The organism is Novosphingobium sp. HII-3, assembly GCF_002916655.1.
GTDB lineage: Bacteria > Pseudomonadota > Alphaproteobacteria > Sphingomonadales > Sphingomonadaceae > Novosphingobium > Novosphingobium panipatense.
Genome location: NZ_PPSM01000081.1, coordinates 1 through 25,461, shown reverse-complemented (window position 1 = coordinate 25,461; position 25,461 = coordinate 1). Strand labels below are relative to the sequence as shown.

Sequence of the window (25,461 nt, the reverse complement as noted above, 5' to 3'; positions counted from 1 at the left end):
CATATGGCATGATCTATGGTACGCGATTCGGGGGATATGGTATGGGCTCGCTGAGCGACGCGAAGGTTCGCAATGCCAAGGGCACTGGCGAAGCTTACAAGCTTTCGGACGGTGAGCAGCTATATCTTCACGTCTCCCCCGTTGGCGGGCGGGCGTGGCGCATGAATTACCAGTTCGGCCGCAATGCTAAAGGAAAGCCTGTCCAGAAGACGCTGACTATTGGCCGCTATCCGGCGATCTCCTTGAAAGATGCACGGGAGGCCAGGGACCGCGCCAAGGAATTGTTGGCGAAGGGCATAGAGCCTCGGCCAATCGACCTATTCGACAGGGCTCCTCCGGAGGCGGACACGCGTCCGACTTTCAAGGACGTCGGCGAAGCGTGGCATAAACTGCAAAAAGGGCGCTGGTCCAAGGTTCACGCACAGGATGTGGCCGATTGCCTGGAGAAGGCGGTGTACCCGCATCTGGGGCACAAGGCGATCGAGGATATCGAGGCCCCCGAGGTACTGGCACTGCTGCAGGCGATCGTGGACGGGGGAGCGATCGAGACGGCGCATCGAACGCGGCAGCGGATCAGCGCCATCTTCGTGTATGCCATTGCCAAGGGACAGGCACAGCGTGATCCTGCTGCGAGCCTCGCAATTGCGTTGCCGAGGAAGCCGAAGGCCAAGCCGCAGCCAGCCATCACCGATCTGGATGCCTTACGACAGATGCTGGTATGTGCAGAAGCGGAGCGGTGTCGGGCGTCGACCAAGCTGGCCCTAAGGCTGCTGGCGCTTACGGCAGTGCGGCCGAATGAATTGCATGCTGCCCGCTGGTGCGAGTTCGAGGATTTGGACGGGACGATGCCGCTGTGGCGCATACCGGCCCAACGCATGAAGGGTGATGCTGACAGGAAAGGTGAGGAGAACGGAGATCACCTCGTCCCACTGGCGCCGCAGGCCGTGGAAGTGCTGCATGCGATGATGCCTTTGACTGGCGATATTGACCTTGTCTTTCCGTCGGATCGCCATGCCCATCGACCCATGAGCGAAAACACCTTGCGGGCCTTGCTGATCCGGGCGGGATATTACCAGCGGCACGTTCCGCACGGTTTCCGATCCGCCTTCTCGACGATCATGAATGAAAGGGTCGAGCGAGAATGGAAGGCGGCGGGGCACACCGGCGCGTCACCGGATCGAGCGATCATAGATCTGATGCTGGCGCATGTTCCAACGAACAAGGTGGAGGGCGCCTATAACCGAGCGGCCTATATGCCGCGCCGACGTGAGATCGCAGAGCAATGGGCGAACCTCCTGCTCGCGGATATGTGGCCAGCGGGTATGCACATAGGTCAGCCGATGAGGTTCGCGGCGACCGGGCCGGGGAAGCCCGGTCGCTGAGGGATCATGCAGTGACGCGCCGCGTCCAGGCATCCACTTCGCTTTCGACCCATCGTGCGCAGCGGTGTCCGAGTTTGCGTTGCGCCGGGAAATCGCCACGCGCGATGAGGGTGTAGATGTGAGCGCGGGATAGCGAGGTTCGATCCATAACTTCGCTGATCTTCAGTAGCCTCTCAGGCGGTTGTGCAGTCACGCCGCCATTTTCCTTTCTGCCTTGGTCGCGATCTTGTCGCGGGGTGGTATCCAGAATGTTGGCGCGAACGGCGTACCTCGGGAATCACGCGCTGCCTCGCGCTGCTTGTCCCACACGACCCACATGTAATCTATCTTGCCGTGATCGTAGGCGTTGTCGCCCAGCTGCTCGATCATGTCTCCCGGTGGCATGGACGGCCGCTCGCAGAGGATCCACACGCCGACGGGCGTCTCGTCCGTGAACAGGCGGTAGCGTCCTTCGCTCGCAAGCCACTTGAGCGGCAGTAGGGCGCAAACCTTGTGCGTTGCGATGGATAACGCCTGCCGGATGATCTTTTCCGCCAAGCCCCGGACCAATTTGCCGTTCTGATAGGAGAACGGCGGGTTCATGATGATCGAGAGCCGGTTTGACGCTTCCAGCAGATGCCGCTGTTCGCCCAGGAAGTTATGCTCGCCTAGGAAGAGACGGTGCGCAGGATTCCGCGCGAAGATGTCCGTCCCATAGACCTGCGGGAACCCGCGATCAGCAAGTGCCTGCGGAATGTGCAGCTGGCCACAGCAAGGATCGAGGTACGTGACGTCCGGTTCCAGATCGAGCACGTCCACCAGGCGGTGCGTGACCCACTGTTCCTCGACGTACCAATCCCAGGGGTGGCGCTTGCTGTCCTTTGGACGCGCGGTGAGTTCGCCGCTCATGATCGTGTCCAGTGCCAGAACCGCTGCGCTCCAGATTCCGGCGCCGGCTGGGTCCAGCGCTGCACATCGAGCATGGGCCAAGCCCAGAGATCCTGTTCGCCCTCTGCCAGTGGCAGGCCGGGAGCATCCGCCACCTCCTGAGCCGGAATGGGTTGACCGATGATCACGGTGCCCAGCCCGGCGGACAGGGGCAGGGGTTCACCGGCAGGCTCCCAGGCACGGGCAAGAACGGGAAGCGCCTTGGCGGGATCGAGCGTGGCGGTGACGATCGAGGATAGTGCCTGGTCGCGGACGGCTACGAACAGATCGGCCGCGAGGGGCTTGCTGATCTTCCTGCTGCTGGCATGAATGACGACGCGCTGCCCGATCATCGCAGCATGGGGGCGCCACGAGCGGAACTCGTAGGGCTTGGCACCCGCCATGATCAGCGAGGCGAAGGGCTGGTGGACGGTGAGCGCCTTCATGCCGCACCGCCTTTCGCGCGGGCACGACTGAAGGCGGCGAGCGCCTCGGCGACGTCCTGAACATCGTCCTCTGACAGGGGGGCGAGATGCCGCCAGTTGCGGCAGGCATGCTCAAGAAACTTCACGGCATCGTCGCGGGATACCTCGACTTCGTGCGTTCGCTGATCGTGCGGGGCGGCTGCATGGTCGCAGGGATCCATGGCAAAGCCAGCGTAGTCCTTGGCCCCGGTGCCGGCGCACAGGGCGCACTGTTTCGCGCTCATGCCGCACCGGCCTGGCGCACGGCCACGTCAATGCGGTTGCGGGCGCGAATGCCGCGCTGCCGGTCGGCGCGCTTGCGGATTTCGGTTGTCGTCTGGTTGTAGCGGCGGCTGTTCATCAGGTTTTGCGTGAAGAGGATCTCGGCCGCGAGGATGAGGCGTTCCTCCACGGACTGGTCCAGCCAGTCGGCGGCGGGTTCGAGGTAGGGCAGGATCAACGGTTGTCTCCCTTGGCGCTGGCAAGCGCGTGGGCAATGATGAAGGGGATGGCGATCATGGCGGCGATCAGGAACAGGACGCGCGTTGCGGCCCTGATCGCGAGATCGATACGCCGGGCACGGCAGGTCTGCGGGGCGCATGCGCGGCAGGCGCAGCCAATCGGGTGAACGGCGGGCGAGGGGCGGCGGCGCATGGTCAGTCGATCCCCAGCGCGTTCTTGTAGGTGTCTACGATCATGTCCATTTCGCGGCGATCGTCGGGCTGCATCCGGCGAAGCTTCACGATGACCTTCATGACCTTGACGTCGTATCCAACTGCCTTGGCTTCGGCGTAGACGTCGTTGATATCGGACGCGATGCCGCGCTTCTCTTCCTCCAAGCGCTCGACCCGCTCGATGAGCAGGCGAAGGCGGTCTTCGGTTGCATTCGTTTCGGCCATGGGAATGTCTTTCGATCAGGCAGCGCGCTGAGCGGCGCTGCGGGTGTGAGCATGAGTCTGGGTGTTGGCCGGTCGCGGCCGGAATTTCGGGCGACGGGTCTGTTCGCACAGAGTGCAGATTTCAGGGTCGAGGGCGGACCAAGCGCAGTCGAAGCCGTCGTTATCCAGTTGATCGGACCACTCGTCCCATCCGCAGGCCCGGCATAGGCGCGGATGCTGATCCGGCGGCGTGTCGCACAGCTGGCGATAGATGGTCAGGTTGAGGCGGAAAGCCCGCGACATGTCCCACAGGCGCTTTACGCGAAAGCCGACGGCCTCGATCTGAGCCATGTTGCGTTCAACGTCAGCGCGGTGCTCGGGGCGATGCCAGAACGGCTTCGAAGCTTCCTCGATCGACAGTCCTGCTGCCTCGCGGCGCATCCTGACGTAATCCCAGGGCATGACGGGGGCAGGAAGCGGTGCAGGGGGTGCGGCGTCAGGATCGTCCAGCATGGACAGCAGCGAAGGTACGGTGCGCATAGGCATCCTTTCGATTTTCAGGATTTGCGTTCGGAGGCGGCGCGGCTGCTGTCCTTGAAGACCCAGCAGCGGACGGCGCCGACGTTGTCGTTTCGGGAGTTGACGGTGCAGACTTCGATGAAACGGCGGTTTTTCGAGGTTTTCAGCGCCCGGATCAGTTCGGCATGGGTCGGCAGCGCGAGGCGCTTGTCCGCGCAGCGGGCCTCCATCTCGTTCAGGCGAACGGCGATCATGCCTTCGTCGTGGCGACGATGGTGGTTGATGTGCCCGGAGAGTGCGGAGGGATCCTCGTTTTCTTCGAGGTAATCGAAGCGTTCCCAGAACAAGCTGACGACGGGGTCTTCGCTGTTGACCGCCATCTGCCGGGTCGTGGCCATCTCGACGATGAAGCGGCCGGTGGCGGCCTGCTGTTCGTCTGTAAGCGGCACGATGGTGCGCATGGCGTCGAGGAAGGCGAGCAACTGGCCGTGCGTCTTGGCGAGGCGGTTGGTGCGGATCGCCGGCATCGCCAGCAATTCGGCTTCGTACTGCGCGAAAGCCTGCCGGAAGCGAGCCATGATCTCGCCCTCGCGCTTCGCCGCGTGAACGATGAAGCCGGACACCTTCTCGATCGGCCATTGCTCCAGGCGCTCGGCCGAACTTTTCGTTTCGGCCGACCAGCCCGACATGTCGAAGCCGAGCGACATGATACGCTCCAGCACGGCGCGTGAGGCGTTTACCGGCTCGTTCTGCTCGATAACGATCGCGCCCCGGAACGGTGGCTCGAATGTTTCCATCCCGCCATTCTTCACGCCGCGCGAGCGAACGGAGCGGCCATTGTAGGCGGTTTTCAATTCCTCCCACTCGAACCGCTTGGAATGTGATGCTTCCTCGCGGCGGTCGCCTTCGATCAGGACGACGGGAAGGTTGCCGACCTTGCCGAGGTTGCGCGCCATGGCGGCGGGCGTAGCCTTGGCCGGGTCGAAGCCTTCGTAGTTTTCGCGGCCCAGCAGCTTCCACAGGAACTCGACGAGCGTGGTTTTGCCGGTACCGGGAAGTCCGTGCATTTCGAGGAACGGGAAGCTCTTCATCTCCGCGCGGATCTGTTCGGCGAACAGGGAGGCGAAGTAGAAGGTCAGGCAGACGATGCCTTTGGGGCCGTAGGCGACCCACAGATCCTTGAGCCAGCTGACGTCCAGCTGATCGGCATCATAGTCGATGTCGAGCAGCTTCTCCGATGTGCCCAGCTTCAGGGCCTTCTTACCGATCTGGAAGAATTCATTCTCGTTGGGTTTGTAGACCCGGCCACCGGAGACAGCGATCGGCCCGAATATGTAAGCCTGTGAATCGCGGCAGTAGCCGGTGAAGCCAAGCGGGCGCACGTCGGGCAGGTCGGGCGTCTGCTGTTGCAGGATCCGCGTCAGCTGCAAGCCGCTCCCTGTCCAAACGCCCCCAAAGGCGAACAGGCGGTCTTCGAAGTTCGACGCCTTGCGCAGCTGGGCTGCGGTGAAATCGCCCTTCACGGACGGCCGCTTGCCGCTGGGATAGCTGATGTTGAGAAAGAACTTGGTTTCGTCCGTGGCTTCGTCCCGCTGGCGGTAGAGGACGCGGAAGGCGCAGTTGGCGATCTCTTCGACCGTCAGCGCCTCGCGCGATGCATCCTGCCGGATCTTGGTCTCTTCCTCCTGGTCGATTTCCTTCAACTCACGGGTGCGGCCCTTGCGGTATTCGTCGATCTTCTCCTGAACGACGGAGATGTCGATCGAGCACCAGTACGTGCGGTTACCGAAGACGAAGTGGAAGCTGTTCCAGCGGTGCTTTTCCCACAGCAGAAACGCCTTTTCCTGCGCAGACGCCGCGAGCAGCACCTTTCCGTGCCACAGGTATTCCGCGCGATCGGTCTCACCCAGCTTGTCGAAACCGAGCAGGTCGTTCCAATCAAGTTCATTGCCGTTCTCGTCCTCGCCCATGGGCTGGGCGGCGGTGGCGTCCCAGCCTTCCTTCTTCGCCCTTTCGACGAATTCACGGCTCGCCTTGGTGCCGGCGGCGCCGACGTCGAAGGCGAAAACGATCGTGGGCTTGCGGAACGGGTGCTCGGATGCAGCGATGTGAGTGCGAAGCTGCTTGAGGAACTCGGCCGGGTAGTTGTTGCTCGACATGGTCGAGGCGGCGCGTTGCCCAGCCTGCTCCAGTGCCCAGGCATTGAAGATGCCTTCGGCAAACCAGATGCTGGGCGCGTTCGCCATGTCGTCGATCGACACATCGGGACGCTGCCATGCCTGGCCCTTGTAGGACTTGCCGGGCGCAAAACGCGCCTTGCGATCGAAGCGACCGGGCTGGTCGATCAGGCGTTCCCACCAGCTGCCGCCCGGCAAGGGGAAGCGTACCGTCGCGGAGCCGATCTTGCGGGCCTCGTCGCGGTAGTACTCTTGCGAGTAGGCATCGCGCATGCCGCGCAGGTCCAGCCTGCGGGCATCGGTCAGGTACGCGTCAGCGGCGGCGTGGGGGTTCTGCGGCGTGGCCTTGTAGCGGTTCGACCACGTATCGAAGATCTCGGGATAGAGATCGCGAACGGAGCCCATCCACCCGCACTTGTTCGTGCGGCCGCATTTCAGCACCCACGGGTTCTTGCCGTGAGCGAAGACGCTGTGCTCGCTGCAGTCGGGGCACTTACCCCCTTGGAGGTACTCGCCCCCTTCTCTTTTCCATTTGAAGTCGCCCTTGAGCAGCGGCATCAAGGAGCGGCGGATGTCGTCCCGCATGTCCATGTATCAGGCTCCGGCTTGCAGGAGGCGGGAAACCGCGGCGCGAGCTTGATGGGCATCGTGGCGGCCCTGACGATTGCGATCAGCAGCGCGGTTCATGCCGGGAGCATCCCCCAGGCAGCTGCGAAGAGTGCAGCAGCGACCAGGACAAGTGCGGTGCCGGCGACGGTATCCCGGCGGACGGCGCGGGGAGCGCACCGCCACAGTTCGCGCCATGCGCCAAACAGAGCCGATGTTGAGGCCGGTTGCCGGCGTGGTTGCTGGAGCACCACGATGAACTGGCTATGGTTGGGGAGATGCATGGAGAGGGCTCCGGTGAGTAGGCAAAGCTGGGGCATTCCCGGAAGCGAGCCGGGTTCGAAGGCATCAGGTTCGGAAGGTCAGGTCAGCGCGGCCGTCGTGTCAGGTGACGGTCGCGCTGGATTCCGGTTCGGTGGGGGGACCATCATCGTTGGCCGCGCGATCGTTCGCCGCTTCGCGCCACTGCGTCATCGGCAGCGTGTGCTTGGGCTGCGGAAAGCGGCTTGCGGCCACGGTCCTGACCGCCGTCATTTCCACCACGAACCTGTGCCCGCAGGCGTCAGGATTGCGGCAGTGATAGTAGATTTCGCGAAAGAGCAGGCTGACCAAACCTGTTGAACGGGCAAACGCTCGGCCCCCGCAGGCCGGGCAATTTACGTGTGGAAGCTGTACCGGACGACCCGACATCGTGCTCACTTTCCCCCAAGGGCTTCAGGCCGGGCACCATTGCCGGGCAGAAGGGCTTTCAGATGACCGAGGAGGCGCGGGACGACCGCGTCAGCTTCTTCGATCTCAAGGATGGCGGCCTGTAGCACTGCCGGTGAAGCGCCGGGCGTGAGGGCCTGGATGCAGCGGCTGACGGCATCGCCCGCCTCTTTGGAAAAATTGGCGACATCGTTGGCCAGGGCAGCGCGGCAAGCCACGGCATCGACCATCGCGATATCCAGTTGGAGCCCATAGCTGGCGAGGATCGGGCCATGATCGCCTCCGGCCTCCACGAAAGCACGATCGAGGGCGAGGGCCTGATCGAGTGTCGGCGTGCCGTGCCGGTCGCTCTCGCTCCAGTGGCGGACAGTTCGGACGGAACGGCCTGTCACCTTGGCGGCGGCCTCCCAGCCAATCTGGCCGCAGACCGTAGTGATGGCGCGGGAGAAGGAGAGGGGCGCACGGACCTTGGTCATGCGTGATCCTTCCGTTGCGCTTTGCTCTCATGATCGCAAGCGACGCTATCATTCGTAGCTGCTACAGCGCGCTCATGCCTATGGTTATAGGTGGCAGAGGGGGCGAAATGAGGGCTGGGGTAGATGTCCGGGCGCAGGTCGTGGCGCGAGACGCCAGTTGCAGCCTCCATAGCCAACACACACTCCGCAGGCAGTAGCTTCCCCTTATTCAGCCACTTCCAGACGGCGGCCTGAGACCGCTGACAAATGCGAGCGGTCGCGGATTGTCCGCCTGCAAGGTTTACCGCCTGACGAAGGGCATCCGATGGAGTTAGAGCGTTGGGCATGACGTAGACCTATAACCATAGATATAGATCGGTCAATGCACATTTTTTGATCGCAGGCGACAACCAAGGTTGTAGGTAAGGGCATGATCAAAAGCGAGCGTGTTGCTGAGCGAATGAAACTGCTGGGCTGGTCCCAGTCGTCGCTGGCGCGCGAAATTGGCGTTAGCCAGCCCACAATCGGCAAGGTCGTTACAGGACAGTCTGCCGGGTCTAGTCACCTGCACAAGATTGCCCGAGCGCTTCAGACCACGCCTGCATATCTGACCGGCGAGGTTGACGATCCAGCGGAAGATGCCTTCATCCCGCCTACGCCTGCGGAAATTGCCGAGCAGATGGGCCTCATCAAGATCGAGGAAATTGACCTGTCGCTCGGTATGGGCGCGGGTTTCCTCGATCAGCATGTCGAGGCGGTGGATCGTTGGATGCCGGAAGAGTGGGTCCGCCTGTTCACCGATTCCCCGGCCGTACACCTGTCGATCGCCAAGCCGATCGGGGACAGCATGTATCCCACAATCAATGATCGGGATCTTGTGCTCATCGACCGTTCGCAGCGCTCCATCGATCGGCAGGAAGGTATTTGGGCCATGGTCTACGGCGGTTTCGGCACGATCAAGCGCGTCCGGGCGCTGCCGGATGGGTCTTACAAGATGATGGGGGACAATCCGCAGGTGCGAGAGGAAATCGCCTCAGCCGATGAGGTCCACGTTATCGGGCGCGTAGCCGGCGTCTTCCGGCGCACCTGAAGCAGCCGGTGACTTCGATTCCTGCCATGTCGCTCGCCGTCGTGGGCGCGCCTTATCTTAACGCTGACGGGTCGAACCGCCAGTTCGAGATCCTGCTTTGCCAGGCGGGCGAGCCGGTGACGCTGATTCCTGAGCCGAAGAACAAGCACGATCGGCGTGCGGTTGCGGTCTATTCCGCTCGCGATGTCCAGATCGGCTATGTGAACGCAGAGCGCGCAGGCTGGATCGGGGCCTTGCTTGCCGAGCGGGAGGTGCAGGCGGTGTTTCAGCGCAAGGCTGAGTTCGGTGCCTGGATACGGGTCGCCTTCGACGGGGAGCGGCCAACGCTCTCGCCAGCCATGGTGGCAGAGCCAGAGGCAGACGTTGAGGCGCCGTATGTGGAGCCGGATTTCTATCCAGACGAGATTTGGCCGGACGATTGAGGCCAAGGACACGGTGTGCATGGGGCGCGCTGAAATAGGGGGCGATGCAAGTGAGTGAAGGAACACCGAAGAAGAGCTTGGGCAAGAAGCTGGGTATGGGGTGCCTCATCCTAATTGGAGGGTTCGTGGCGCTGGGGGTGCTGGGCGCTATTGTCGGCGGCGATAGCCAGACAACAGAAGGCCAAGTTGCGTCTTCGACTCAGAAGGCAGACGCTGTCCAATCCGGGGTGGCTGCGGAAGAACCGGCAGACACTCTGACCGGTCCTCAACGTAACGCCGCAAGGTCAGCAAAGCAGTATCTCGACATGACCGGCTTCTCCCGAGAGGGCCTGATAGATCAACTGTCATCAGATGCTGGGAACGGTTACGAGGTTGCCGATGCGACGGTGGCCGTCGACAGTCTGAACGTCGATTGGAATGAGCAGGCTGTCAGATCTGCCAAGCAGTATCTCGATATGTCTGGCTTCTCCTGCAAGGGTCTTATCGACCAGTTGTCGTCCAGCGCGGGAAGCCAGTACACGGAAAGCGAAGCTACCTACGGGGCAAAGCAGGCAGGGGCATGCTGAAACGGGGAGCCTGTTTATTTGGCGGATAGGTCGATGGAGTGCGGTAGGACCTGAGCTAGGTAGACCAAGAACGCCGTTTGGCACCGCACCGAAGAGGTAATCGAATGAAAGCGCTGATACCGCTGCACTTCGAGAAGACCAACGTCCGCATGATCATGCGAGATCATGTGCCGTGGTGGGTGCTGAACGACGTTTGCAGCGAGTTCGGCATCGCCAACCCCCGTGACGCCGCCAGCAGGTTGTGGGACTGGCAAAAAGATTACGTCGGCATTACCGACGCAATCGGCCGAAGTCGTCGGACGTTGGTAATCAATGAGGCAGGAATCTACGGACTGGCCTTCAATAGCCGGAAACCCGAGGTCGAGCGCTTCGTGCGCTGGCTTTTTTCCGAAGTCCTTCCTTCGATACGCCAGCACGGTTGCTATCCGCCACCCGCGAACGAGCTTGCGCCGCAGATCGATGATCAATCGCCCTGGGACGGAACGGAAAGCACGGTGGGGCAACGGTTCCGCGAAGAGCGCGAGCGCTGGGAGGCGGAGACTGGGTACAAGCTGGCTGACACGATACCGGGGTTCAGCAACTCCGTTGCCCGTGCGATTGAGGAGGATCTTGGCGGCATCCGAAAGGGCGCGCGCATGGAGATGCTGCTCTATGCCGAAATCGACGTGCTCTACGTGATGACGGGCAGACGAACCCTGACCAACGCCGAGCGAGCGCTGCGCAATGCGTATCGGGTCGCGGATCCCGCACAGCGTACCAGCATCCTCAGTTCTGCCCTTGCACTGCCTCCCGCCAGCGATCGCGACTAACAAACCGGCGCAGGATTGGCAGGCCCTACAGCGCTGTTTCCATCCTGACATCGGTGCGGAAACCACCTGACTTGTCCAGCCGGTGTGAAACCTCTGCGATAAGCCAGGTGGCGCCGTCGATCTCAGGCTTGAAGCCGCTCACCTTAACTCGTGCTTCAGGCATGGCATCGGGGCGGCCCAAGGCAAGACGGATATCGAGAGTGGCTGACGCGCGCTGCATGCGGGCGCGCTCGGCTGCCACGGCACGCTTTGCGGAGGCTTCATCAGCGTAGACCTTGCGCAGCTGCTTCGCGCCCTTTGCGTCACCGTCCGTGACCTTATCCTTCTTGGCGGCCTTCCTGTCGTGCCAGCGAGCAGTAACGCCCTGCTGAGCCTCCCGCTTTTGACGCTGCCAGGAGTGACCATCACCGTCGCGGCGCGTGAGCGTGAGGGACGGCAGCGGCTGTCCGGATGTCGTCTTGCCAGCGCCCTTGCGGGCGAAGATCAGGTGCTTGTCCTTGATAGTGGCAACCGCATCGTTCTCCCGGCCGAGCCGGCGCATGAAGGCAACGTCGCTTTCGCGGCTCTGGCTGATCGAGGGCAGCGCGATGGCAGCGAGATCCGGAGCGATCCGGGCGCTCAGGCCATTGCGGCCGGCCACTTCTTTAAGGACGCCGCCGAGGGTCGTGTTCTTCCAGCTGTGTGAGCGGCGGTTGCGGATCTCGCTGGTGAAGTCTGCGGCGCGGGCGCGTAGCGTGATCTGATCGGGAGGTCCGCTGTGCGTCACGTCATCGACCTTGAAGCTCCCCTTGTCGATGAGACCGGGCGTCACGTCCCGCCCTTGCTTCCAGCCAAGGAAGACGCGCAGGACAGCGCCCTCCTTCGGAATGGCGAGCATGCCGTCTGTATCGCTCAAGACGATGTCCAACTGGTCTGCCTCATCCCCGCGCTTTTCCGACACGGTGAGGGAGATCAGGCGGGGGCGCATACGATCCGTCAGGTCCACGCCGTCCAGCGTAACGCGCCAATCCGCGATGTTGTTGACCGCCTGGTTCATGCGCCGCCTTCCGGATCGGTGACCGTGGCTGGATCATCGACGCCCAACAGATCGATACCAAAGTCTATGCGGCGCGGGGAGCCATCGGCCATCAGGTACGCATGGCGTTCGTCAATCGCGGTGATGACGAAGTTGCCGTAGACCCGGCCATTGCCGGAGACGAGCGGCCACGCTTCGCCCTGGTCGGCCATGGCGCGCAGATCCGCCAGCGAAACGATACCGTCCGAAAGCTCGGTATAGACCGCGCCGGATAGGCTGATCGTCTCGTCCCCCGGACCGACAAACTGCGTGGCATCGCGCGCGCCGATGCGCGGGGCACGGGCATGGCGCCAGTCCGTTTTGTGCTGGAGTTCATCGAACGGCAGCGTTCCGATTTCGAAGAGGAACATGCCAAGGGCCATCAGGTGCATCGGTGGAATCCTCAGGTATCGCCGAAGCCTCGGCCTTCGCGCTCACGCTCGATCGCCTCGATCGCCTTGCGCACTTCGTCGGAAATGTCGGTTGCGCCCGCGCCGCCGCTGACTTCGATCTTGATGTGGTAGGTGTTGCCTGTCGCCATGCGGGAAGTGGCAGCGCTCACGGGCCCTTGCGCTGCGGCGGGTGCGATGCCGGTTGCGGCTATAGCTCCTGCCCCCGCTCCCACCGCAAGCGCCCGCGTCATCTGCCCTGACAGGTCTGTGATGCGCGAAAGTGGCGTAGAGGTGTTCGCGGCAAGGCCCTGGTCGAGGCCTGCCATGACAAAGCCGCCGAGGCTGGCGAAAACGCGGGACGGTGAATGGATGCCGAGCTTGGATGCGAACCAGTTCGCGACAGCGCTTGCCGTGTTCAACACGGTGGACTTCAGCCTTCCCAGCATGCTGGTAATTCCGTTGATCAGCCCCTGTATGAGGTTGCGACCGATCTCGGCGAAGTTCAGCGAGCGCAGGTAGCCAAGCATCGGAGCAAAGGCCTGGGTCATCAGGCCAAGTGGAGTGAAGTTCAGGAACGCCTGAACGAGGTAGTCCAGCGCGCCCGAGAACAACCCTTTGATGGTTTCCCACAAAGACGCGAACCAGGCACTGATCGCTCCCCAGTTGTCGTAGATAAGGTATGCGGCAGCGGCAACGGCTGCGATAGCCGCAACGATTGCGAGCAACGGCAGGAGGGAGATGCCGAGCGGGGCAGCGGCCGCCGTGAGCGCGGCGAAGGCAAGAGCCAACCCGCCAAGCAGGACGAGAAGCCCCGCACCGACGCCGAGGAATATCATGATGGCCTTTGCCAGCTTGGGGTTCTCCTGTGCCCATCCCCGCACCGCGCCGGACGCGTCCTTCACGTACCCCGCCACCTTGACCACGGTCGGAAGCAGAGCCTTTCCCATCGTGATGTTCAGGCCGGAAAGCCCGTTGGTGGCGAGGCCGACAGCGCCCTCGGTGGTAGCGATGCGGTTGAGGAACTCGCCATGCATGGAGCCGGCGGTGGAGCCTTCGTCCGCCACCAACTTCAGGCGCTGCTTCAACCCGTCGAGATTGGTCAGCATTGGCGCAATCGCGGCTACGCTCTCCGAGCCGAACAGCTGGGTCATGATGCCCGACTGCTTGTCTGCATCCAGCCTGCCGATGCGCTCCATCACGTCCGTGATGGCACCGGCTGCGTCCGTCTGCATGCGCTTGCCAACGTCGGTCGCGTCAAGCCCGAGCGCCTTGAACGCTTCTTGCTGGCTCTTCGTGGCAGCCGCGCCCTTCGTCAGGGCAAGCATCGTGTTCTTGATGCCGGTAGCCGCAACCTCGCTGGGGATGCCAATGGAATCGAGCGTCGAGCCCAGCGCCGCAATCTCGGGCGCGGCAAGGCCCGCCACCTTACCCAAGGGACCGATGCGCGTGATGATGTCGGTGACATTCGCCGCCTTGCCGCCAAAGCGGTTGGTGAGCGCGTTCACGCCATCGCCTAAGGCGCGTACACCGGCCTGCGGCAGTTCGAAGGCGGTGCGCCATTTCGCCATCGTCTCGCCCGCCTGATCGGCGGTCATGTCGAAGGCAACGCCCATCTCGGCGGCATCGTTGGTGAACTCGAGCAGCTGCTGGCGCTGGTTGGTCATGGGCTTGCCGAACTTGTCCATGCCGACGCCCGCCGCGCCCGCAGCAGCGGCAATGGTGGCCAGTTCGTTGGCCGCCATCGGGATCTTCTCGCTCATGTCGATGAAGTCGTTCGACATGCGCTCGATCTGCGGCCGGGTCATGTTGGTGACCTTGGACACATCGGCCATGGCGCTTTCGAGCGTGGCTGCTTGTTTGATCGCTCCCAGGACCGGCGCGCCAGTGGCGGCACCGGCCGCGATCATGCCAAGGCCCATCCCGGTCGCCTTGGTGCTCATCTCGTTCAGCTTGTCCGAGTTGCGCTTTGCCCGGCTGACCTTCTCCAGCTGCGCGGTCTGTTGGCGAAGCGCGCGGTTTGCCTGCTCCGTTCGCTCCGACAGACGGTCCTCATGGCGAGCGAGGTCGGAGACATCGACACCGGCCGCCGACAGCTTCGCAGACAGCTGCTGGAGTTCGGCACCGCCTTTGTCCAGGCGCGTGGTCAGGGCGGCGGCTTGCCGTTCAGCCTGCTCAAACTCCTTGGCCAGCTTCTTGGTGGGTTTCTCCGTCGCATCGATCTGGGCACGCAATTCGGCCATGCGCGCGTTCGTTTCCTGCAGCTTGCGGGTGTCTGCTCCGAAAGCGGACTCCTTGGCCTTGTAGCTGCCGATCTGCTTTTGCAGTTTGTCCAGGTGCTGGAGTTCTTCAGCCGTGCGGGCGAGATCCCGGCGCGCGGCGGACGACGCGCCGGTTATCGACTTCAAGGGCGCGGTGAGCTTGTCGAGCCCTTCAAGTATGACCTGAAGCCGAAGATTCCTGTCCGCCATTACTTCTTTCCGGGTTTATCGGGAGGCTGGGAGCGACGGGCCGCCTGTGCGCGCCAGCCCATCAATTCGGACAGGGACATCCCGTCCATAGCAGCGGGCGACCAGTGGAAGACGATCGCAAGATCCGCCATCGCGTCATCGACTAGGCGAGGGCATCCGTACGCTGCGACTTCTGCAGCAAAAAACTTCCGATCTCCGCACCGCATGCGAGAAGATCGGCCGGGTGCAGGCCGGCGGCTTCGACTTCGGTGATGGTGGGCACCGTGATGCGCGGCAGGACTTTGATGAGAGCATCCGTCTTCAATTGGCCCAGATCGACAAGGGAGAGGCCGCGAAGTTCGCCCGAGTTCGGGCGGCGCAGCTGAAGGGTGTCGAACGTCTGATCGCCGCGCGTGATGGGCTGGTCGAGGGCAACAGTGCGAAGTTCGGCGGGTGCGGACATGATGGTCTCCGAAAATCAGGAAAAGGAAGGAAGGCCCGGCGCGTGGCCGAGGCGAAGGGCTCAGATGAAGACGCCGAGGAGGGCGCGGCGCTCGGCCAGGCGATCGATGCCGTCCACGACTTCGATCATGTTGAGCGGATCGATCTCCAACTCGGTGCGGCCGTTCCAGACGAGCTTGTAGTAGGCAACGGCCATGGTGGTGGTGAACTCGCTCGCCTCCCCCGTTTCCTGATCGCCCATTTCGATCTCGCTGAAGCGGCCGCGCATGATCACTTCGATGTGATCGATGGCGGCGCTGTCATCGGCCTGGTAGTTGCCGGCGAAGCGGATGTAGACGCCGTCAACCGTCGGCGTGCCCCACTGGCGCAGCACCTGACGCATCGGGCCGCCGCAGACGAAGGAGGCTTCCATAGCCTCCTGTCCCATGTCCATCTGCAGTTCGCCGCTCATGCCGGCACCGCGATGGCCCTCCATCTTGCGGGTGAGAGTGGGCAGGGTCACAGTCTTCGCATCGCCCTGGTAGGCGAAGCCTTCGTTGAACATCATCATGTCCTTGAGGGTGCGTGGCATTCCCATGGCGGGCTCCTAAAATTAGGGGAAGAGAAAGGGCGGCGAGGCCGGGTTCAGACGTCCTGCGCCAGCTGGGCCGAGAAGTCGGCGAAGTAGGTGTCAGTAATGCGCTGGTTGAAGCCGAGGTCTTCAAGCGGCGGCGGCACGGTGTAATCGTAGTCGATCCGCAGCTTGCCCGCCTTCAGGGCTGAGACGTCGTTGTTCGCCTCATCGTACCAGGCCTTGGCGCCGAGGATCACACCGGCGGCCTTCAGCTGACGGAAGAGGCCGTTGATCGTCTCGATGATGTCCTTGGCAAGGCTCGGCGTCAGCGGCTTGTCCATCGCCCACAGCATGCCGCTGACGACGGTGTCGGCGAGCAGCTGGGCAACGCGCGTGGTGCTTTCGAAAACGAACTGGCTTTCCGCCTCGGCCGTGGTGCGGTTGCCCCAGAAGCGATAGCCGCTGTCGGTGCGGACAAGGGCAGTGACTTCGGACGCGTTGAGGACGCCCGCTTCGCTGGACTGATCCTCGATATCCCATCGGATGTCCTTGGTGAGCCCGAGGACGCCGTTCACCGTGACGTTGGAGAGGGTCTTGTGCGGACCCGTCTGCTCATCGATCAGGGCGCGCAGGCCCATGGCATGGGCGGCAGCGTAGCTCGGCACAGCCGCGTTGGTGGCCGTGTCCCAGGCCAGGAAGTCAGGCATCAGCAGCATGAGTTCGCGCTGATCGAAGTTGGCGCGGTATGCGGTGGCAGCAGTGACGGTGTCGCCAAGCGCACGGGCATAGGCAAAGCCGCGCAGCTTCTTGGCGACGACGGCCAGCGCCGTGGTGACCGCCTGGGTTTCAAGGCCGGGCGTACCGAGGATCTTGGGCCTCACACCCAGCTGCGCCTGCGCCGCGAGCAACGCCTGCATGCCGGTCTTCATGCCATCGGCCGTGGTGGTGCCGATGACGTTGCTGGCGGTTTCGGCCGCGTCCTCGCCTTCTTCCACCCGCACCACGACCAGTAAGGGGCGCGTCTGGTCGGCAATGGCGCGCAGGGATTTGGCGAGCGTGCCCTCGGTGCCGGCACTGCCGATGGCGGCTTCGATGTCGGTGATGAGGACGGGACGGTTCAGCGGGAAGACGGCGGCGCTGGCAGCGGAGGCCGTGGCGACGAGGCCGATGATCGAGGTGGAGACCGCCGTCAGCGTGCGCGCGCCTTCGACGATCTCGGTGACGGTGATTCCATGCTTGAAGGCCATAGGAGGATCCTTGGGGCTAGAGAGACAGAGCGAAGCGGGTGCGGGCCGACGCGGGGGGAAGCCCCTTCACGTCCGCGTCGAGGTTGAGCGTTGCCGCACCAGCGCGCGCGCCGGGCGCAAGGGACACACGGCGAAGGCGCACGCGGTTCTCCCAGCGGGAGACGGCAAGCGCGCTGGCGGCGTAAAGGCGCAGGGTGTTCGCGGCGTTCAGGGGCTGGTCGATGAGATCGGGGACCAGCGAGCCGTAATCGCGGCGCCCGACACGCGTACCGATCTTCGTTCCGAGGATGTCGCCCAGGGACTGCCGGATATCCTCGACGCCATCGATCGCAGCGCCCGTAGTGCGGGACATGCCGGCCATCAGACCGGCGTTCCGGACTGCGCGCCGCCGGCAGTAACGCCGGTGTGCTTGTGGTTCTTGAGGCTGATGCCGCCACCCACGACGTCTTCGGTCACGTCAAGCTTGCCGTTGACCCGGACGTTGCCGTTGATGGTGAGATCGTCAGCGGTAACCGTTGCGGCGCTGCCTCCCGGCAACGTCACATCCAGCGCATGCGTGGCGAGGTTGTACGAGAGGGCTGCACCATCGTCGAATTCGATCACGACCGCATCGGGATCGCTGGATGGGGATGGGCGGGCGTCGGAGTAGATGCCGAGAAGGACGACTCCACCGGCAAGGTCGCCTTCAGGCGCGAGTACCGCGCATTGCTCGCCGATCGTCGGGGGAGACCAGATGCGAACACGCCCGGCACGGCCGGCCAGCCATGGCAGATCACCCGTGATCAGGTCACCCAGATCGACAGTGCAGGTGTCGCCCGAGACGGATGCCACGGTGCCCAGCTGGATCAATTCGCCGGTAAGCTGTTCGGGATCTGCAGTACGCGCCATGATGCGACCATGGCGCAAGGATCAGCGGCTTTCGCGCCCCTGCATTTGGTAGGGTGGCCGTCCAAATGCAGGGGGTTTGGAATCAGTTGTCGTTCGCGGGGAGAGCGAAGTTGCTGATCAGCACTTCGCCTGCGGGCCGTGCCTTGGCACCAATCGTGTATGTCGTGCCGATCGCGTTCATCGAGAACCGGGCGAAGGTATCGCGCACGCCCTGATTGTCGTTGAGGGACATGAGGAATTTGCCCTTGATGCCGGCCAGCTGCTTGGCCAGTGCAGCAAAGTCTGCGCGGGTGAAGACGTCCGGGCCGTAGTCCTTCTCGCAGGCCCAATAGGGAGGGTCGAGGTAGAACAGCGCGCCTTCGTGATCGTAGCGGCGGATGAACTCGGCGTAGGGCAGGCGCTCGATCACGACCGACTGCAGGCGATCATGAATATCCGCGAGCAGGGGTTCGAGCTTGCCGACGTCGAAGCGGGCGGGGGATCGCGCATCGACGCCGAAGTTGCGGCCCGAGACTTTGCCGCCGAATGCCAGGCGCTGGAGATACAGGAATCGTACGGCGCGCTGGAGATCGGTGAGGCGTTCAGGATCCTGCCCGAGCAACCGCTCGAACTCGGCCCGGCTTGTCACGCGAAAGCGCAGCATGTCGACAAGGTAGGGGTAGTGCTCGGCAAGGCAGCGGAACAGGCCGATCACATCACCGGAAATGTCATTTATTGCCTCGGCCTTTGGCTTGCTCCTGCGGCGCAGGAAGATGCCGCCCATGCCCACGAAAGGCTCGGCGTAGCTGGTATGCGGTGTGCGCTCGATGATGGCGCAGACGCGCCTGGCGAGGTTGCGCTTGCCACCGATGTAACCGGCGGCCGGAGAGGTTGGGGAAACGAGAACAAAAGGGGTAGACATGTTGGACTTCCTGCATGATGCCCCTTTCCGCGCCTGGACGCGGAAAGGGTGCTTTATGGGGCAGGCGCGCTGCCCATAGAGTGCGAGTGCAGGCTCGCTGGTTTCGGGATGTGGGGACATCCGGAGCCCCCTTTCCGTAGGGGCAAATCGGAAAAAGACAAAGGCGGGACGAAAGCAATTAAGTGTCTTGTATTTGCTGCACGGTTGGCAGCGACAGAGGCAGGTGGTGGGGCATCATTGCATTATGCGGGACTGCCCTCGCTCCACGGACTCGCGTTCGCGTCGACGGGCGAGTATTCTCGCATGAAGATCGCGGGGGTGACCACGCGGAAGACACGCCCATCATTGACGAGCCAGTCGCCGAGGGTCATCCATCGGCCCCCACGCGCTGTCTGAACTTCACCGACCGCGCCCCAGCGGCGGGGTATGACCTTCACCCCATCAATAGGCTGCCCCTCCCACAGCGTAGCAGTGACAACCCGGCCCTCGTGCAAGTAGTTCATCAGAAGTATCCCATGACGTTGAGGGTAAACGCGAGGTCTGCGGCTGCCCCGTCCGCATTGAAGGTGCGAACCTCCAGGTACGCTGAGGTTCGATCAGACACCGTGACTGTTCCGGAGCCGCTGGCGACGGTGGCTGACGGGGTCACGCCGCCGGCGTTTCGCGGGGGATCGCGGTAGAACACCCGGTAGACGCCCGACCCCACGAGATGCTCCACCTTCAACACGTTGATGTTGGTTCGGAAGTTTGGGGTGTAAGTCCCGTCCGCAAAGATGCTTGCCGACATCACGTTGTAGGTCATGCCGACTGCCGGGAACCCGTTTGTCTCGGGCCTTTCATTGTCGCTCGGATAGCGGTTACCTGCATGCTCGATGAGCGTAATGCCCGGCGTCTGGATGCGAATTGCGGAACGGCTTGGATGTGACGTGTAGGTCCCGACGTTGCGATACCGCTGGGGACCATGGTCGATGATCAGCGACGACCCCGCGCTCGCCGCCGCGCCAAACATAGCCGCATCGATGTGGTGGTCAACATAGCGGTCCTGCTGGCGGTGACAGGTGTTCATGTGCCACTTCACCAGGGCGTCATACGGATGGCCGTGGGCGAGCTGGAGGTCCGAAGCCCCCATGTTGTTCTCGAAGTAGCAATTCTCGACCAATAGCGAAGCGCCGCCCTCGGGGGTGCCCAGCTCGCACAGGATCGTCGTGAAATCCCGGTCAAAACCGTTACCTTCGAAGCGGACGCTATCGAGCTTGGCGTTAGCAGGCCGCACAAGATGGATACCCTGTACACGCGCGCCAGACACACCCCCCCCTCGCATGACGAACACGTTCGGATTGGTGAAGTCCGATAAGGTTGCCCGAAGGCCGATCACGCAATCCTTCAGGTAGAGCGCACTGCTGAAGAACTCCAAGATGTCGGTCGCGTAGATGCCAACCTCGAACCCGTCGATCACGACGTCGTCCAGGTGGACACCTTCGGCATGCTGGAGACGCAGCCCGATGCCGCTTTGCGATTTGATCGGGAAGCGCCGGAGGCGGATGCCTTCAATGCGGGTGCGGAGGTTCACGCCATCGTGCACATCCGTTCCGCGATGGCCTGCGATGTTAAGCGCAGGGGAGCCATAAGGTCCGGTATAGAAGATCGAAGTGTTGTTGGACCCGTCGCCGCGAAGGTTCATGCGACGAAGGTCTCCGTCATCGACGATCTTCTTGTCGGCTCGAAATGTGTTGTTCAGGGGCACTGAGGTAAAATAGCGGCCTCCCTTAACGTACAGCGTGGTGCCCCCCGTAGCGTCTCCTTGGCTCTCTCCCCCATTGGCGAAGTGCATGATCGCGCTAACGGCCGGGCCGATGTCCATGAGGGTGCCGCCTTTGACGGCCGAGCGCATTGCAGGAGTGAGCGCATCGAACAGGTCGACGGTTTGCTCATTCTTCTCGGCCTGCGTCTGGGGAACTGCTGCCGTTGCAGGTAGCGCGTAGATGATACCGCCACTGTCGGAGAGAGAATCAAGCTTTTCCTTGACGTTGTTCCCGTCGCCGTAGCCGATCTTCTCCGCACCTTCAGGAGAGGCAAGCACGTCCTTGCGGGCGAGGCCCAGATCGTCTGCCCCTTCTGAAGAGGCGATGTAATCCGTAGTCGCCATCGTGCGAGGCGATTTCGCAGTGCCGTCAGGATCATGAAACCAAATTGTAGTTGTGCCGTTGCCATTGTTGACCGCAAACGACTGGCCTGGGTCCGTATCAGCTATGCCGTCTGAAGAGGTGGCGTATGGCTTACCGACGAGGGCTTCAGCGGCAGCAGCAGATACGGTGACTCGCTCGATGAATGGCAGCGCAGCTGCGCTGACAAGTTCCGATGAAACTACCTGATGCGTTTTTCCGTTGCGAACGACAGGGATGAGTTCCGAACCGTCCAAGTTTTCGGCCACCGGAAGAGCGGATATCTTTGCCATGTTAAATGATCTCCTCGCTGACGGGCCAGCGCGGGTTTTCAACCACCGCGTAATCAGCCAGGTCTTGAGCGGACAGTGCCGCAATCTCAGCTTCCATTGCGTCGGAGGCCGCGCGGATCGCATCGATCATCTGGAAGCGCTCCGTGGCTTCGGGCGAGAGCTCGCGCACATCGTTCAACTGCCGCCACACAGGGCTGACAGCGAGGATGCGCCGCTCGGCCTCACGCTTGACCGCAGCGACGATGCGGGCTTCGAGGGCAGCGGCGCTTTCGCTCGGAGCCTCGATCACGGGAAGACCGGTCTCAGGCGATGGCACGATGCGCCCCCCTGCTGCCTGCGCTTCCATCAAGGCGGCATGGGCGGCGCGCGGCACGAACACCGCGTCATCCGGAATCTGGGAATGGACCTGCGTTTCATAGAAGCCGCCGGTGGACGCCGAATAGCGTAGGCTCATGGGTCAGTACCCCAATGCGATGTACGAGGTGGAGGAACTGGTGTCGTCGGCGCTGAAGACCGAGAAGCCGATTGCCGTGATGGTGGACGTGACGACGGCGGGCGGATTGTCCTGCGAATCCGCGCCACCCGCGACCACGCCACTCGCCACGACCGAGAAGCACGCGTTGCTGAAAGCGATCGGGAAGGTGACGGGTGTGGAGCCGTTCGGCGAGGCTGTGAAACGCCCCCAGACGATCTGCAGGCCGAAGAAGCGGAAGTAGCCGTTCTGCGCGAGCGAGATCGAGATCGGCCCCAATCGGCGCGGCGTGATGACGGTTGACGCGCTGGTCCCGGCGGCAACTTCGGCCGCGCTCGCCTCGGCCACGGTGATGGTGCGCGAAGCCGTAAGCGCCCCGCCGCCTGATGCAAGCCCCGCCCCGGTAATCGAGATTGCCTTGAGCGCGTTTATGGCCGTGTCGGTGCTGTTGCGAAGAGCATCAATCGTGCCGTTGATTGTGTTGCTGAGCGCCTCGAGGCTGGCAGTAAGGAGCGTCTTGAGCTTGCGCGGCGTGACGAAGCGTTGATCGTCCGTCCCCGCATCCACTTCCTCCTGCGTCGCGATCTCGGCTACACCGCGCGTCGTGCTGGTAGCAGGCGGGTACACGAAGAGCGCGTTGCCGAAAGCGATGTTTGAGGCGAAGTCCGCCGTGAAGGCTATGTCGAAGGCGATGAGGGCGAAGGCCAGCCCCGCCTTGCTCAGGACTGTTTCGACAGCGCTGAAGGTGCCGAACAGCGTTCCATCCTCAAGGAAGAGACCGAAGCCAGTGGCGTTCCAGACATCGGCCGAGGTGTCATAGGCGGTGAGGTGCGCCATGTTCGGTGCCGCTGCAGTGCCGGACTGGATTTCGAGCCGCTTGAACTCGCCGGGAAGCGCGGTGAGCGTCGGTGCGGCCACGAAGGTCTGGTCGCTGAGCCCGAGATGCGAGATGACGGTAAGATCGGTGCCCGACGCGCCCTGAACGGCGGCAAGCCCCGCGTCCGTCAGCTGGAGGACAAGAACGCTCATCAGGATGCCTCAAGGAAATCGGCGGTATCGCCATCAAAGAGCGGCTCGCCATCCTCGGTCTGGAGAAGGCTGGCCCAATCGCGGCTTTCGTCCCTAACAGCGGTGTAATCGGCACGGGCGAAGCTGCCGCTCATGCCGCCGCTGGCGAGGTAGAGCCCCGCCTTCAGGTCCATGTTCTGGACGAAGTCGAAGTGTGAGCGCAGCGGCTTGGCGGCCGCCACGTCCCGTATGATGGCCTCCGTGGTCTCGACGTTCAGGAAGCTGGCAGGGATGACGTTGGCCGGGGCGCGGACCTCGAACGTGTGCGGCGCGCGCTGAGGGTTCGCCTCATGCCATTCCACGATCGTAAGATCGGGATGGTACCAGCTGAGAACCTCCTCGACAGCCCCGCGCGTGCCCTTGCGCTTGTGGAAGGGGATAGCGTCCGCCACGGCATCGCGCTTGCGGGGCTCGCTCCATTCCGGCTTCCAGTGGCTTATAGCCAAACCCCAAGCGAGCCAGGGCAGATGCGAGGATGGGCACACCTGAGGGGACCATATGTCCCGGATCGGAGCGGGAAGGTCGGTCAGATGCGCGGCAACCTGCTCCAGCGACTTCTCCAACGGAGACGAACGCGGCGGGAGAACAGAAGGATAGGTCACTCGCTGACCCCGGCGGTTTGCGCCGTAATTCCGGTGCAGTACGGGGCCTGTTCGAGGCTGATCGCGATGTCCGCTTGCGGCGCATTCAGGATGACGTTCTGCACGCCCTCAACGTGCGCAGCAGCGTAGAGGCCCGAGAGGGTGATATCGCGGCCGAGGCGGTGGCTCTCGCGCGTGTAAGCCTCAACTTTTGCGCGGGAGGCGGCAAGGATCACGTCCTGATCCGGGCCGTTGTACATGCGCAGGGCGTAATCAACCGCGTAGTTGACGATCCCGGCCGACTGGACGGTGACGTAGTCCGTAAGCGGTCGGCGCGTGCTGTCCGTCACATACTGCTCGACAGCGGAAATCAGCCGCTGCGAGGCCGCGCCGTTGCCGGTGCGGGACAGGATCGAGATGACGATGCGGCCGGGCGAAGGGCTGATCGGGCGCGCGTCCAGAACTTCGGGGTCGGCGTTGAGCGCGTGGGAGATGTAAGCGCCGATGGGGCCGGCGACGGAAAAGCCCTCGGGCGCCAAGACCATTCGACGGCGAAACTCGGCATCGGTCTCCATCACAGCCGGGATCCCGAGCGCCTCATCGGCGGGCGTGATGCTCTTGCGCATGATGCCGAACAGCGCGGCTATGTTGTCCAGGTCCGCGCCATTGGCATAGGCGGGCATAACCGCGCGGGCGGCATCGTTCACGCGCTGGCGCAGCAGTTGGGAGAAGTAGGAGAAGGTCTGCAGCAGCTTGACCGCTGGATCGCTGTCGCGGTTGGCGAAGCTGATGCCGACCGCTGCCATCTCGGCGCGGAAGCGATCCACCGCTTCGGCGAGGATCGTCTCGTAATCGAGCGTTTCGATCAGATCGGGCGCGGGCAGGCGCGAGAGATCGACAGCAGTGAAGGTGAGATCGGCCATAGCGGCCATCTGTGGTGAGCGAGTGCGTTGACGCTACGCCGGGCATTTGGACAGGCGGCCAGCCAAATGATGCCGGTGCGGGAACGAAAGGGCGGACATCTGCGTACAATGGGTAGCCCGCTTGCAAGAGCAGGCATCAGCCCGGCCGTCGCATCCCCCACCCCCCGCTTCGACGGCCGGGCTCATTCCTTCCTCAGAGATCAGACGGCCGAGGCCAGATGTTCGTAGAGGGCATCCAGCAGCTTATCCCGATCGGCGGTAGTGGCCCCGAGCAGTTCACGCTTTGCATAAGGAACGGCTTTGGCGCGGAGCGAGGGCTTGTCGCGCAGGCCGTACTGGTGAACGGTCGCCATCTGCGAGACCTTGCCGGTGAAGCCGACCCAGAAACTCTGATCGTCCGTCCCCGTCTTCAGGAATCGGGAGGATGCCAGACGGCGGAACATGGCCCTCCGGCGCAGGCCGCCGCGCCGACGTAGTTTCCCGGCGCTGGCGTTGCGGTGCTCCTCCGGCACGGGAAGATGTTTGACGATCTTGTCGAACTCGAAGGAGCGGATGGCCCCGGCCTCGATGTCGAAGCCGGTCATCATGCGTCCAGCGCTCCAAGTGAAGCTCTTCATGATGACGCGGCGCGGTTCGCCGCTGCCGCCTGAAGGGTAGAGGAAGCACGCCGTCCCCCGTCCGGTGATGGGCGGCTGCTTTGCCTTGCGGGCTGCGAAAGCCGAGCCGTCGGGTTCACGCTGGGCGGTGATGCGCTCGCGCTGGCTGATCGCAAGGGCGCGGGCCATCTTGCGCATCACGGCGCGGCGCTCGCCCGAGGAGAGGCTTTTCAGGAGGCCGCCCGCGATCCGCTCCAGTTCTGCGAGATCCTCAGTCATTGTTGCCTGCAATCAGCAACGGATCGTTCCCGATTGTCAACGCCGGGATAAAATTGGGCCAGGCACCGGTTTAAAAAGGGGCCAGTTGGTTTGAATAAAAAGCCTCATGGTTGAGGCTGGACGCTCTCGGCAGCGGGGAAGCGGCTGTAGCGGAGCGGAAG

33 protein-coding genes and 1 pseudogene are annotated in these 25,461 nt (G+C 63.1%); 5 read left to right on the top strand and 29 right to left on the bottom strand.

Annotated elements, in window-relative coordinates; translation table 11 throughout:
- The first annotated feature begins 41 nt into the window (after nucleotides 1-41).
- The gene (locus C2R25_RS18975; RefSeq protein ID WP_103730678.1) at nucleotides 42-1,382 is read left to right on the top strand and encodes an integrase arm-type DNA-binding domain-containing protein; all 1,341 of its coding nucleotides are present in this window, start codon (nucleotides 42-44) and stop codon (nucleotides 1,380-1,382) included.
- A 4-nt stretch (nucleotides 1,383-1,386) separates the two neighbouring features.
- Here C2R25_RS18975 and C2R25_RS18970 read toward each other — a convergent pair whose 3' ends face one another.
- The 12 genes and pseudogenes from C2R25_RS18970 to C2R25_RS21370 all read right to left on the bottom strand — a co-directional run.
- Nucleotides 1,387-1,575: an AlpA family transcriptional regulator gene (locus tag C2R25_RS18970; RefSeq protein ID WP_199183876.1), complete on the bottom strand. Its 189-nt coding sequence runs from the start codon at nucleotides 1,573-1,575 to the stop codon at nucleotides 1,387-1,389.
- Nucleotides 1,572-2,270 carry a hypothetical protein gene (locus C2R25_RS18965; protein WP_103730676.1) on the bottom strand — a complete coding sequence of 233 codons (699 nt, stop codon included), beginning with the start codon at nucleotides 2,268-2,270 and terminating at the stop codon, nucleotides 1,572-1,574. Before C2R25_RS18965 ends, C2R25_RS18970 begins: the two co-directional genes overlap by 4 nt.
- On the bottom strand, nucleotides 2,267-2,734 hold the full coding sequence (locus C2R25_RS18960) for an ASCH domain-containing protein (protein ID WP_103730675.1): 468 nt from the start codon (nucleotides 2,732-2,734) through the stop codon (nucleotides 2,267-2,269). The genes C2R25_RS18965 and C2R25_RS18960 overlap by 4 nt, the downstream gene beginning before the upstream one ends.
- Nucleotides 2,731-2,997, bottom strand: a complete 267-nt coding sequence (locus C2R25_RS18955) for a hypothetical protein (RefSeq protein ID WP_103730674.1) — start codon at nucleotides 2,995-2,997, stop codon at nucleotides 2,731-2,733. Before C2R25_RS18955 ends, C2R25_RS18960 begins: the two co-directional genes overlap by 4 nt.
- Nucleotides 2,994-3,212, bottom strand: coding sequence for a hypothetical protein (locus C2R25_RS18950; protein ID WP_103730673.1), 219 nt, complete (start codon nucleotides 3,210-3,212; stop codon nucleotides 2,994-2,996). The genes C2R25_RS18955 and C2R25_RS18950 overlap by 4 nt, the downstream gene beginning before the upstream one ends.
- A complete protein-coding gene (locus C2R25_RS18945; RefSeq protein ID WP_103730672.1) occupies nucleotides 3,209-3,406 on the bottom strand; it encodes a hypothetical protein in 198 nt (65 codons plus the stop codon). The genes C2R25_RS18950 and C2R25_RS18945 overlap by 4 nt, the downstream gene beginning before the upstream one ends.
- A 2-nt stretch (nucleotides 3,407-3,408) precedes the next feature.
- A complete protein-coding gene (locus tag C2R25_RS18940) occupies nucleotides 3,409-3,651 on the bottom strand; it encodes a DUF2312 domain-containing protein (RefSeq protein WP_103730671.1) in 243 nt (80 codons plus the stop codon).
- A 15-nt stretch (nucleotides 3,652-3,666) separates the two neighbouring features.
- Nucleotides 3,667-4,170, bottom strand: coding sequence for a hypothetical protein (locus C2R25_RS18935; protein WP_103730670.1), 504 nt, complete (start codon nucleotides 4,168-4,170; stop codon nucleotides 3,667-3,669).
- 17 nt (nucleotides 4,171-4,187) lie between these two features.
- Complete coding sequence (locus C2R25_RS18930; protein ID WP_103730669.1) at nucleotides 4,188-6,917, bottom strand: toprim domain-containing protein; 2,730 nt, start codon at nucleotides 6,915-6,917, stop codon at nucleotides 4,188-4,190.
- A 399-nt stretch (nucleotides 6,918-7,316) separates the two neighbouring features.
- The gene (locus tag C2R25_RS18925; protein ID WP_103730668.1) at nucleotides 7,317-7,622 is read right to left on the bottom strand and encodes an ogr/Delta-like zinc finger family protein; all 306 of its coding nucleotides are present in this window, start codon (nucleotides 7,620-7,622) and stop codon (nucleotides 7,317-7,319) included.
- A 5-nt stretch (nucleotides 7,623-7,627) separates the two neighbouring features.
- Nucleotides 7,628-8,116, bottom strand: a complete 489-nt coding sequence (locus tag C2R25_RS18920) for a hypothetical protein (protein ID WP_103730667.1) — start codon at nucleotides 8,114-8,116, stop codon at nucleotides 7,628-7,630.
- A gap of 116 nt (nucleotides 8,117-8,232) precedes the next feature.
- Nucleotides 8,233-8,442, bottom strand: a pseudogene (locus C2R25_RS21370) (transcriptional regulator); the annotation flags it as partial.
- A gap of 113 nt (nucleotides 8,443-8,555) precedes the next feature.
- On the opposite strand from C2R25_RS21370, the gene C2R25_RS18910 reads away from it, so the two are divergent.
- From C2R25_RS18910 to C2R25_RS18895, 4 genes are all read left to right on the top strand, one after another.
- The gene (locus C2R25_RS18910; protein ID WP_158250721.1) at nucleotides 8,556-9,185 is read left to right on the top strand and encodes a S24 family peptidase; all 630 of its coding nucleotides are present in this window, start codon (nucleotides 8,556-8,558) and stop codon (nucleotides 9,183-9,185) included.
- Nucleotides 9,186-9,193: 8 nt separating this feature from the next.
- A complete protein-coding gene (locus C2R25_RS18905) occupies nucleotides 9,194-9,607 on the top strand; it encodes an HIRAN domain-containing protein (protein WP_233204142.1) in 414 nt (137 codons plus the stop codon).
- 77 nt (nucleotides 9,608-9,684) lie between these two features.
- Nucleotides 9,685-10,173 (top strand): Ltp family lipoprotein, encoded by a 489-nt coding sequence (locus tag C2R25_RS18900; protein ID WP_199183875.1) that lies wholly within the window; start codon nucleotides 9,685-9,687, stop codon nucleotides 10,171-10,173.
- Nucleotides 10,174-10,277: 104 nt separating this feature from the next.
- On the top strand, nucleotides 10,278-10,982 hold the full coding sequence (locus tag C2R25_RS18895) for a BRO family protein (RefSeq protein WP_103730663.1): 705 nt from the start codon (nucleotides 10,278-10,280) through the stop codon (nucleotides 10,980-10,982).
- Nucleotides 10,983-11,007: 25 nt separating this feature from the next.
- Here the strand turns inward: C2R25_RS18895 and C2R25_RS18890 are convergent, their stop codons facing one another.
- The 17 genes from C2R25_RS18890 to C2R25_RS18810 form a co-directional block, all read right to left on the bottom strand.
- The gene (locus C2R25_RS18890) at nucleotides 11,008-12,018 is read right to left on the bottom strand and encodes a contractile injection system protein, VgrG/Pvc8 family (protein ID WP_103730662.1); all 1,011 of its coding nucleotides are present in this window, start codon (nucleotides 12,016-12,018) and stop codon (nucleotides 11,008-11,010) included.
- Nucleotides 12,015-12,428 (bottom strand): phage tail protein, encoded by a 414-nt coding sequence (locus tag C2R25_RS18885; protein WP_103730661.1) that lies wholly within the window; start codon nucleotides 12,426-12,428, stop codon nucleotides 12,015-12,017. The genes C2R25_RS18890 and C2R25_RS18885 overlap by 4 nt, the downstream gene beginning before the upstream one ends.
- A gap of 11 nt (nucleotides 12,429-12,439) precedes the next feature.
- On the bottom strand, nucleotides 12,440-14,896 hold the full coding sequence (locus tag C2R25_RS18880) for a phage tail tape measure protein (protein WP_103730660.1): 2,457 nt from the start codon (nucleotides 14,894-14,896) through the stop codon (nucleotides 12,440-12,442).
- Nucleotides 14,896-15,027, bottom strand: coding sequence for a GpE family phage tail protein (locus C2R25_RS18875; RefSeq protein WP_103730659.1), 132 nt, complete (start codon nucleotides 15,025-15,027; stop codon nucleotides 14,896-14,898). The genes C2R25_RS18880 and C2R25_RS18875 overlap by 1 nt, the downstream gene beginning before the upstream one ends.
- A gap of 11 nt (nucleotides 15,028-15,038) precedes the next feature.
- Nucleotides 15,039-15,338, bottom strand: coding sequence for a phage tail assembly protein (locus C2R25_RS18870; RefSeq protein ID WP_103730658.1), 300 nt, complete (start codon nucleotides 15,336-15,338; stop codon nucleotides 15,039-15,041).
- A 60-nt stretch (nucleotides 15,339-15,398) separates the two neighbouring features.
- Nucleotides 15,399-15,914 carry a phage major tail tube protein gene (locus C2R25_RS18865; RefSeq protein ID WP_103730657.1) on the bottom strand — a complete coding sequence of 172 codons (516 nt, stop codon included), beginning with the start codon at nucleotides 15,912-15,914 and terminating at the stop codon, nucleotides 15,399-15,401.
- 47 nt (nucleotides 15,915-15,961) lie between these two features.
- Nucleotides 15,962-17,137: a phage tail sheath subtilisin-like domain-containing protein gene (locus C2R25_RS18860; protein ID WP_103730656.1), complete on the bottom strand. Its 1,176-nt coding sequence runs from the start codon at nucleotides 17,135-17,137 to the stop codon at nucleotides 15,962-15,964.
- Nucleotides 17,138-17,153: 16 nt separating this feature from the next.
- Entirely contained in the window at nucleotides 17,154-17,498 is a 345-nt protein-coding gene (locus C2R25_RS18855) for a GPW/gp25 family protein (protein ID WP_103730655.1), read from the bottom strand.
- Nucleotides 17,498-18,025 (bottom strand): phage baseplate assembly protein V, encoded by a 528-nt coding sequence (locus C2R25_RS18850; protein ID WP_103730654.1) that lies wholly within the window; start codon nucleotides 18,023-18,025, stop codon nucleotides 17,498-17,500. Before C2R25_RS18850 ends, C2R25_RS18855 begins: the two co-directional genes overlap by 1 nt.
- Before the next feature lie 82 nt (nucleotides 18,026-18,107).
- Nucleotides 18,108-18,926: a DNA adenine methylase gene (locus C2R25_RS18845; protein WP_103730653.1), complete on the bottom strand. Its 819-nt coding sequence runs from the start codon at nucleotides 18,924-18,926 to the stop codon at nucleotides 18,108-18,110.
- Nucleotides 18,927-19,168: 242 nt separating this feature from the next.
- A complete protein-coding gene (locus C2R25_RS18840; RefSeq protein WP_103730652.1) occupies nucleotides 19,169-19,429 on the bottom strand; it encodes a hypothetical protein in 261 nt (86 codons plus the stop codon).
- Complete coding sequence (locus C2R25_RS18835; RefSeq protein WP_146049698.1) at nucleotides 19,429-21,423, bottom strand: hypothetical protein; 1,995 nt, start codon at nucleotides 21,421-21,423, stop codon at nucleotides 19,429-19,431. The genes C2R25_RS18840 and C2R25_RS18835 overlap by 1 nt, the downstream gene beginning before the upstream one ends.
- The gene (locus C2R25_RS18830; RefSeq protein ID WP_103730650.1) at nucleotides 21,383-21,835 is read right to left on the bottom strand and encodes a hypothetical protein; all 453 of its coding nucleotides are present in this window, start codon (nucleotides 21,833-21,835) and stop codon (nucleotides 21,383-21,385) included. The genes C2R25_RS18835 and C2R25_RS18830 overlap by 41 nt, the downstream gene beginning before the upstream one ends.
- 3 nt (nucleotides 21,836-21,838) lie before the next feature.
- A complete protein-coding gene (locus C2R25_RS18825) occupies nucleotides 21,839-22,882 on the bottom strand; it encodes a hypothetical protein (protein ID WP_103730649.1) in 1,044 nt (347 codons plus the stop codon).
- A complete protein-coding gene (locus tag C2R25_RS18820; protein WP_158250720.1) occupies nucleotides 22,882-23,523 on the bottom strand; it encodes a phage tail protein I in 642 nt (213 codons plus the stop codon). The genes C2R25_RS18825 and C2R25_RS18820 overlap by 1 nt, the downstream gene beginning before the upstream one ends.
- A complete protein-coding gene (locus tag C2R25_RS18815) occupies nucleotides 23,520-24,425 on the bottom strand; it encodes a baseplate J/gp47 family protein (RefSeq protein WP_103730779.1) in 906 nt (301 codons plus the stop codon). The genes C2R25_RS18820 and C2R25_RS18815 overlap by 4 nt, the downstream gene beginning before the upstream one ends.
- Before the next feature lie 200 nt (nucleotides 24,426-24,625).
- On the bottom strand, nucleotides 24,626-25,300 hold the full coding sequence (locus tag C2R25_RS18810) for a phage virion morphogenesis protein (protein ID WP_103730647.1): 675 nt from the start codon (nucleotides 25,298-25,300) through the stop codon (nucleotides 24,626-24,628).
- Between the last annotated feature and the right edge of the window lie 161 nt (nucleotides 25,301-25,461).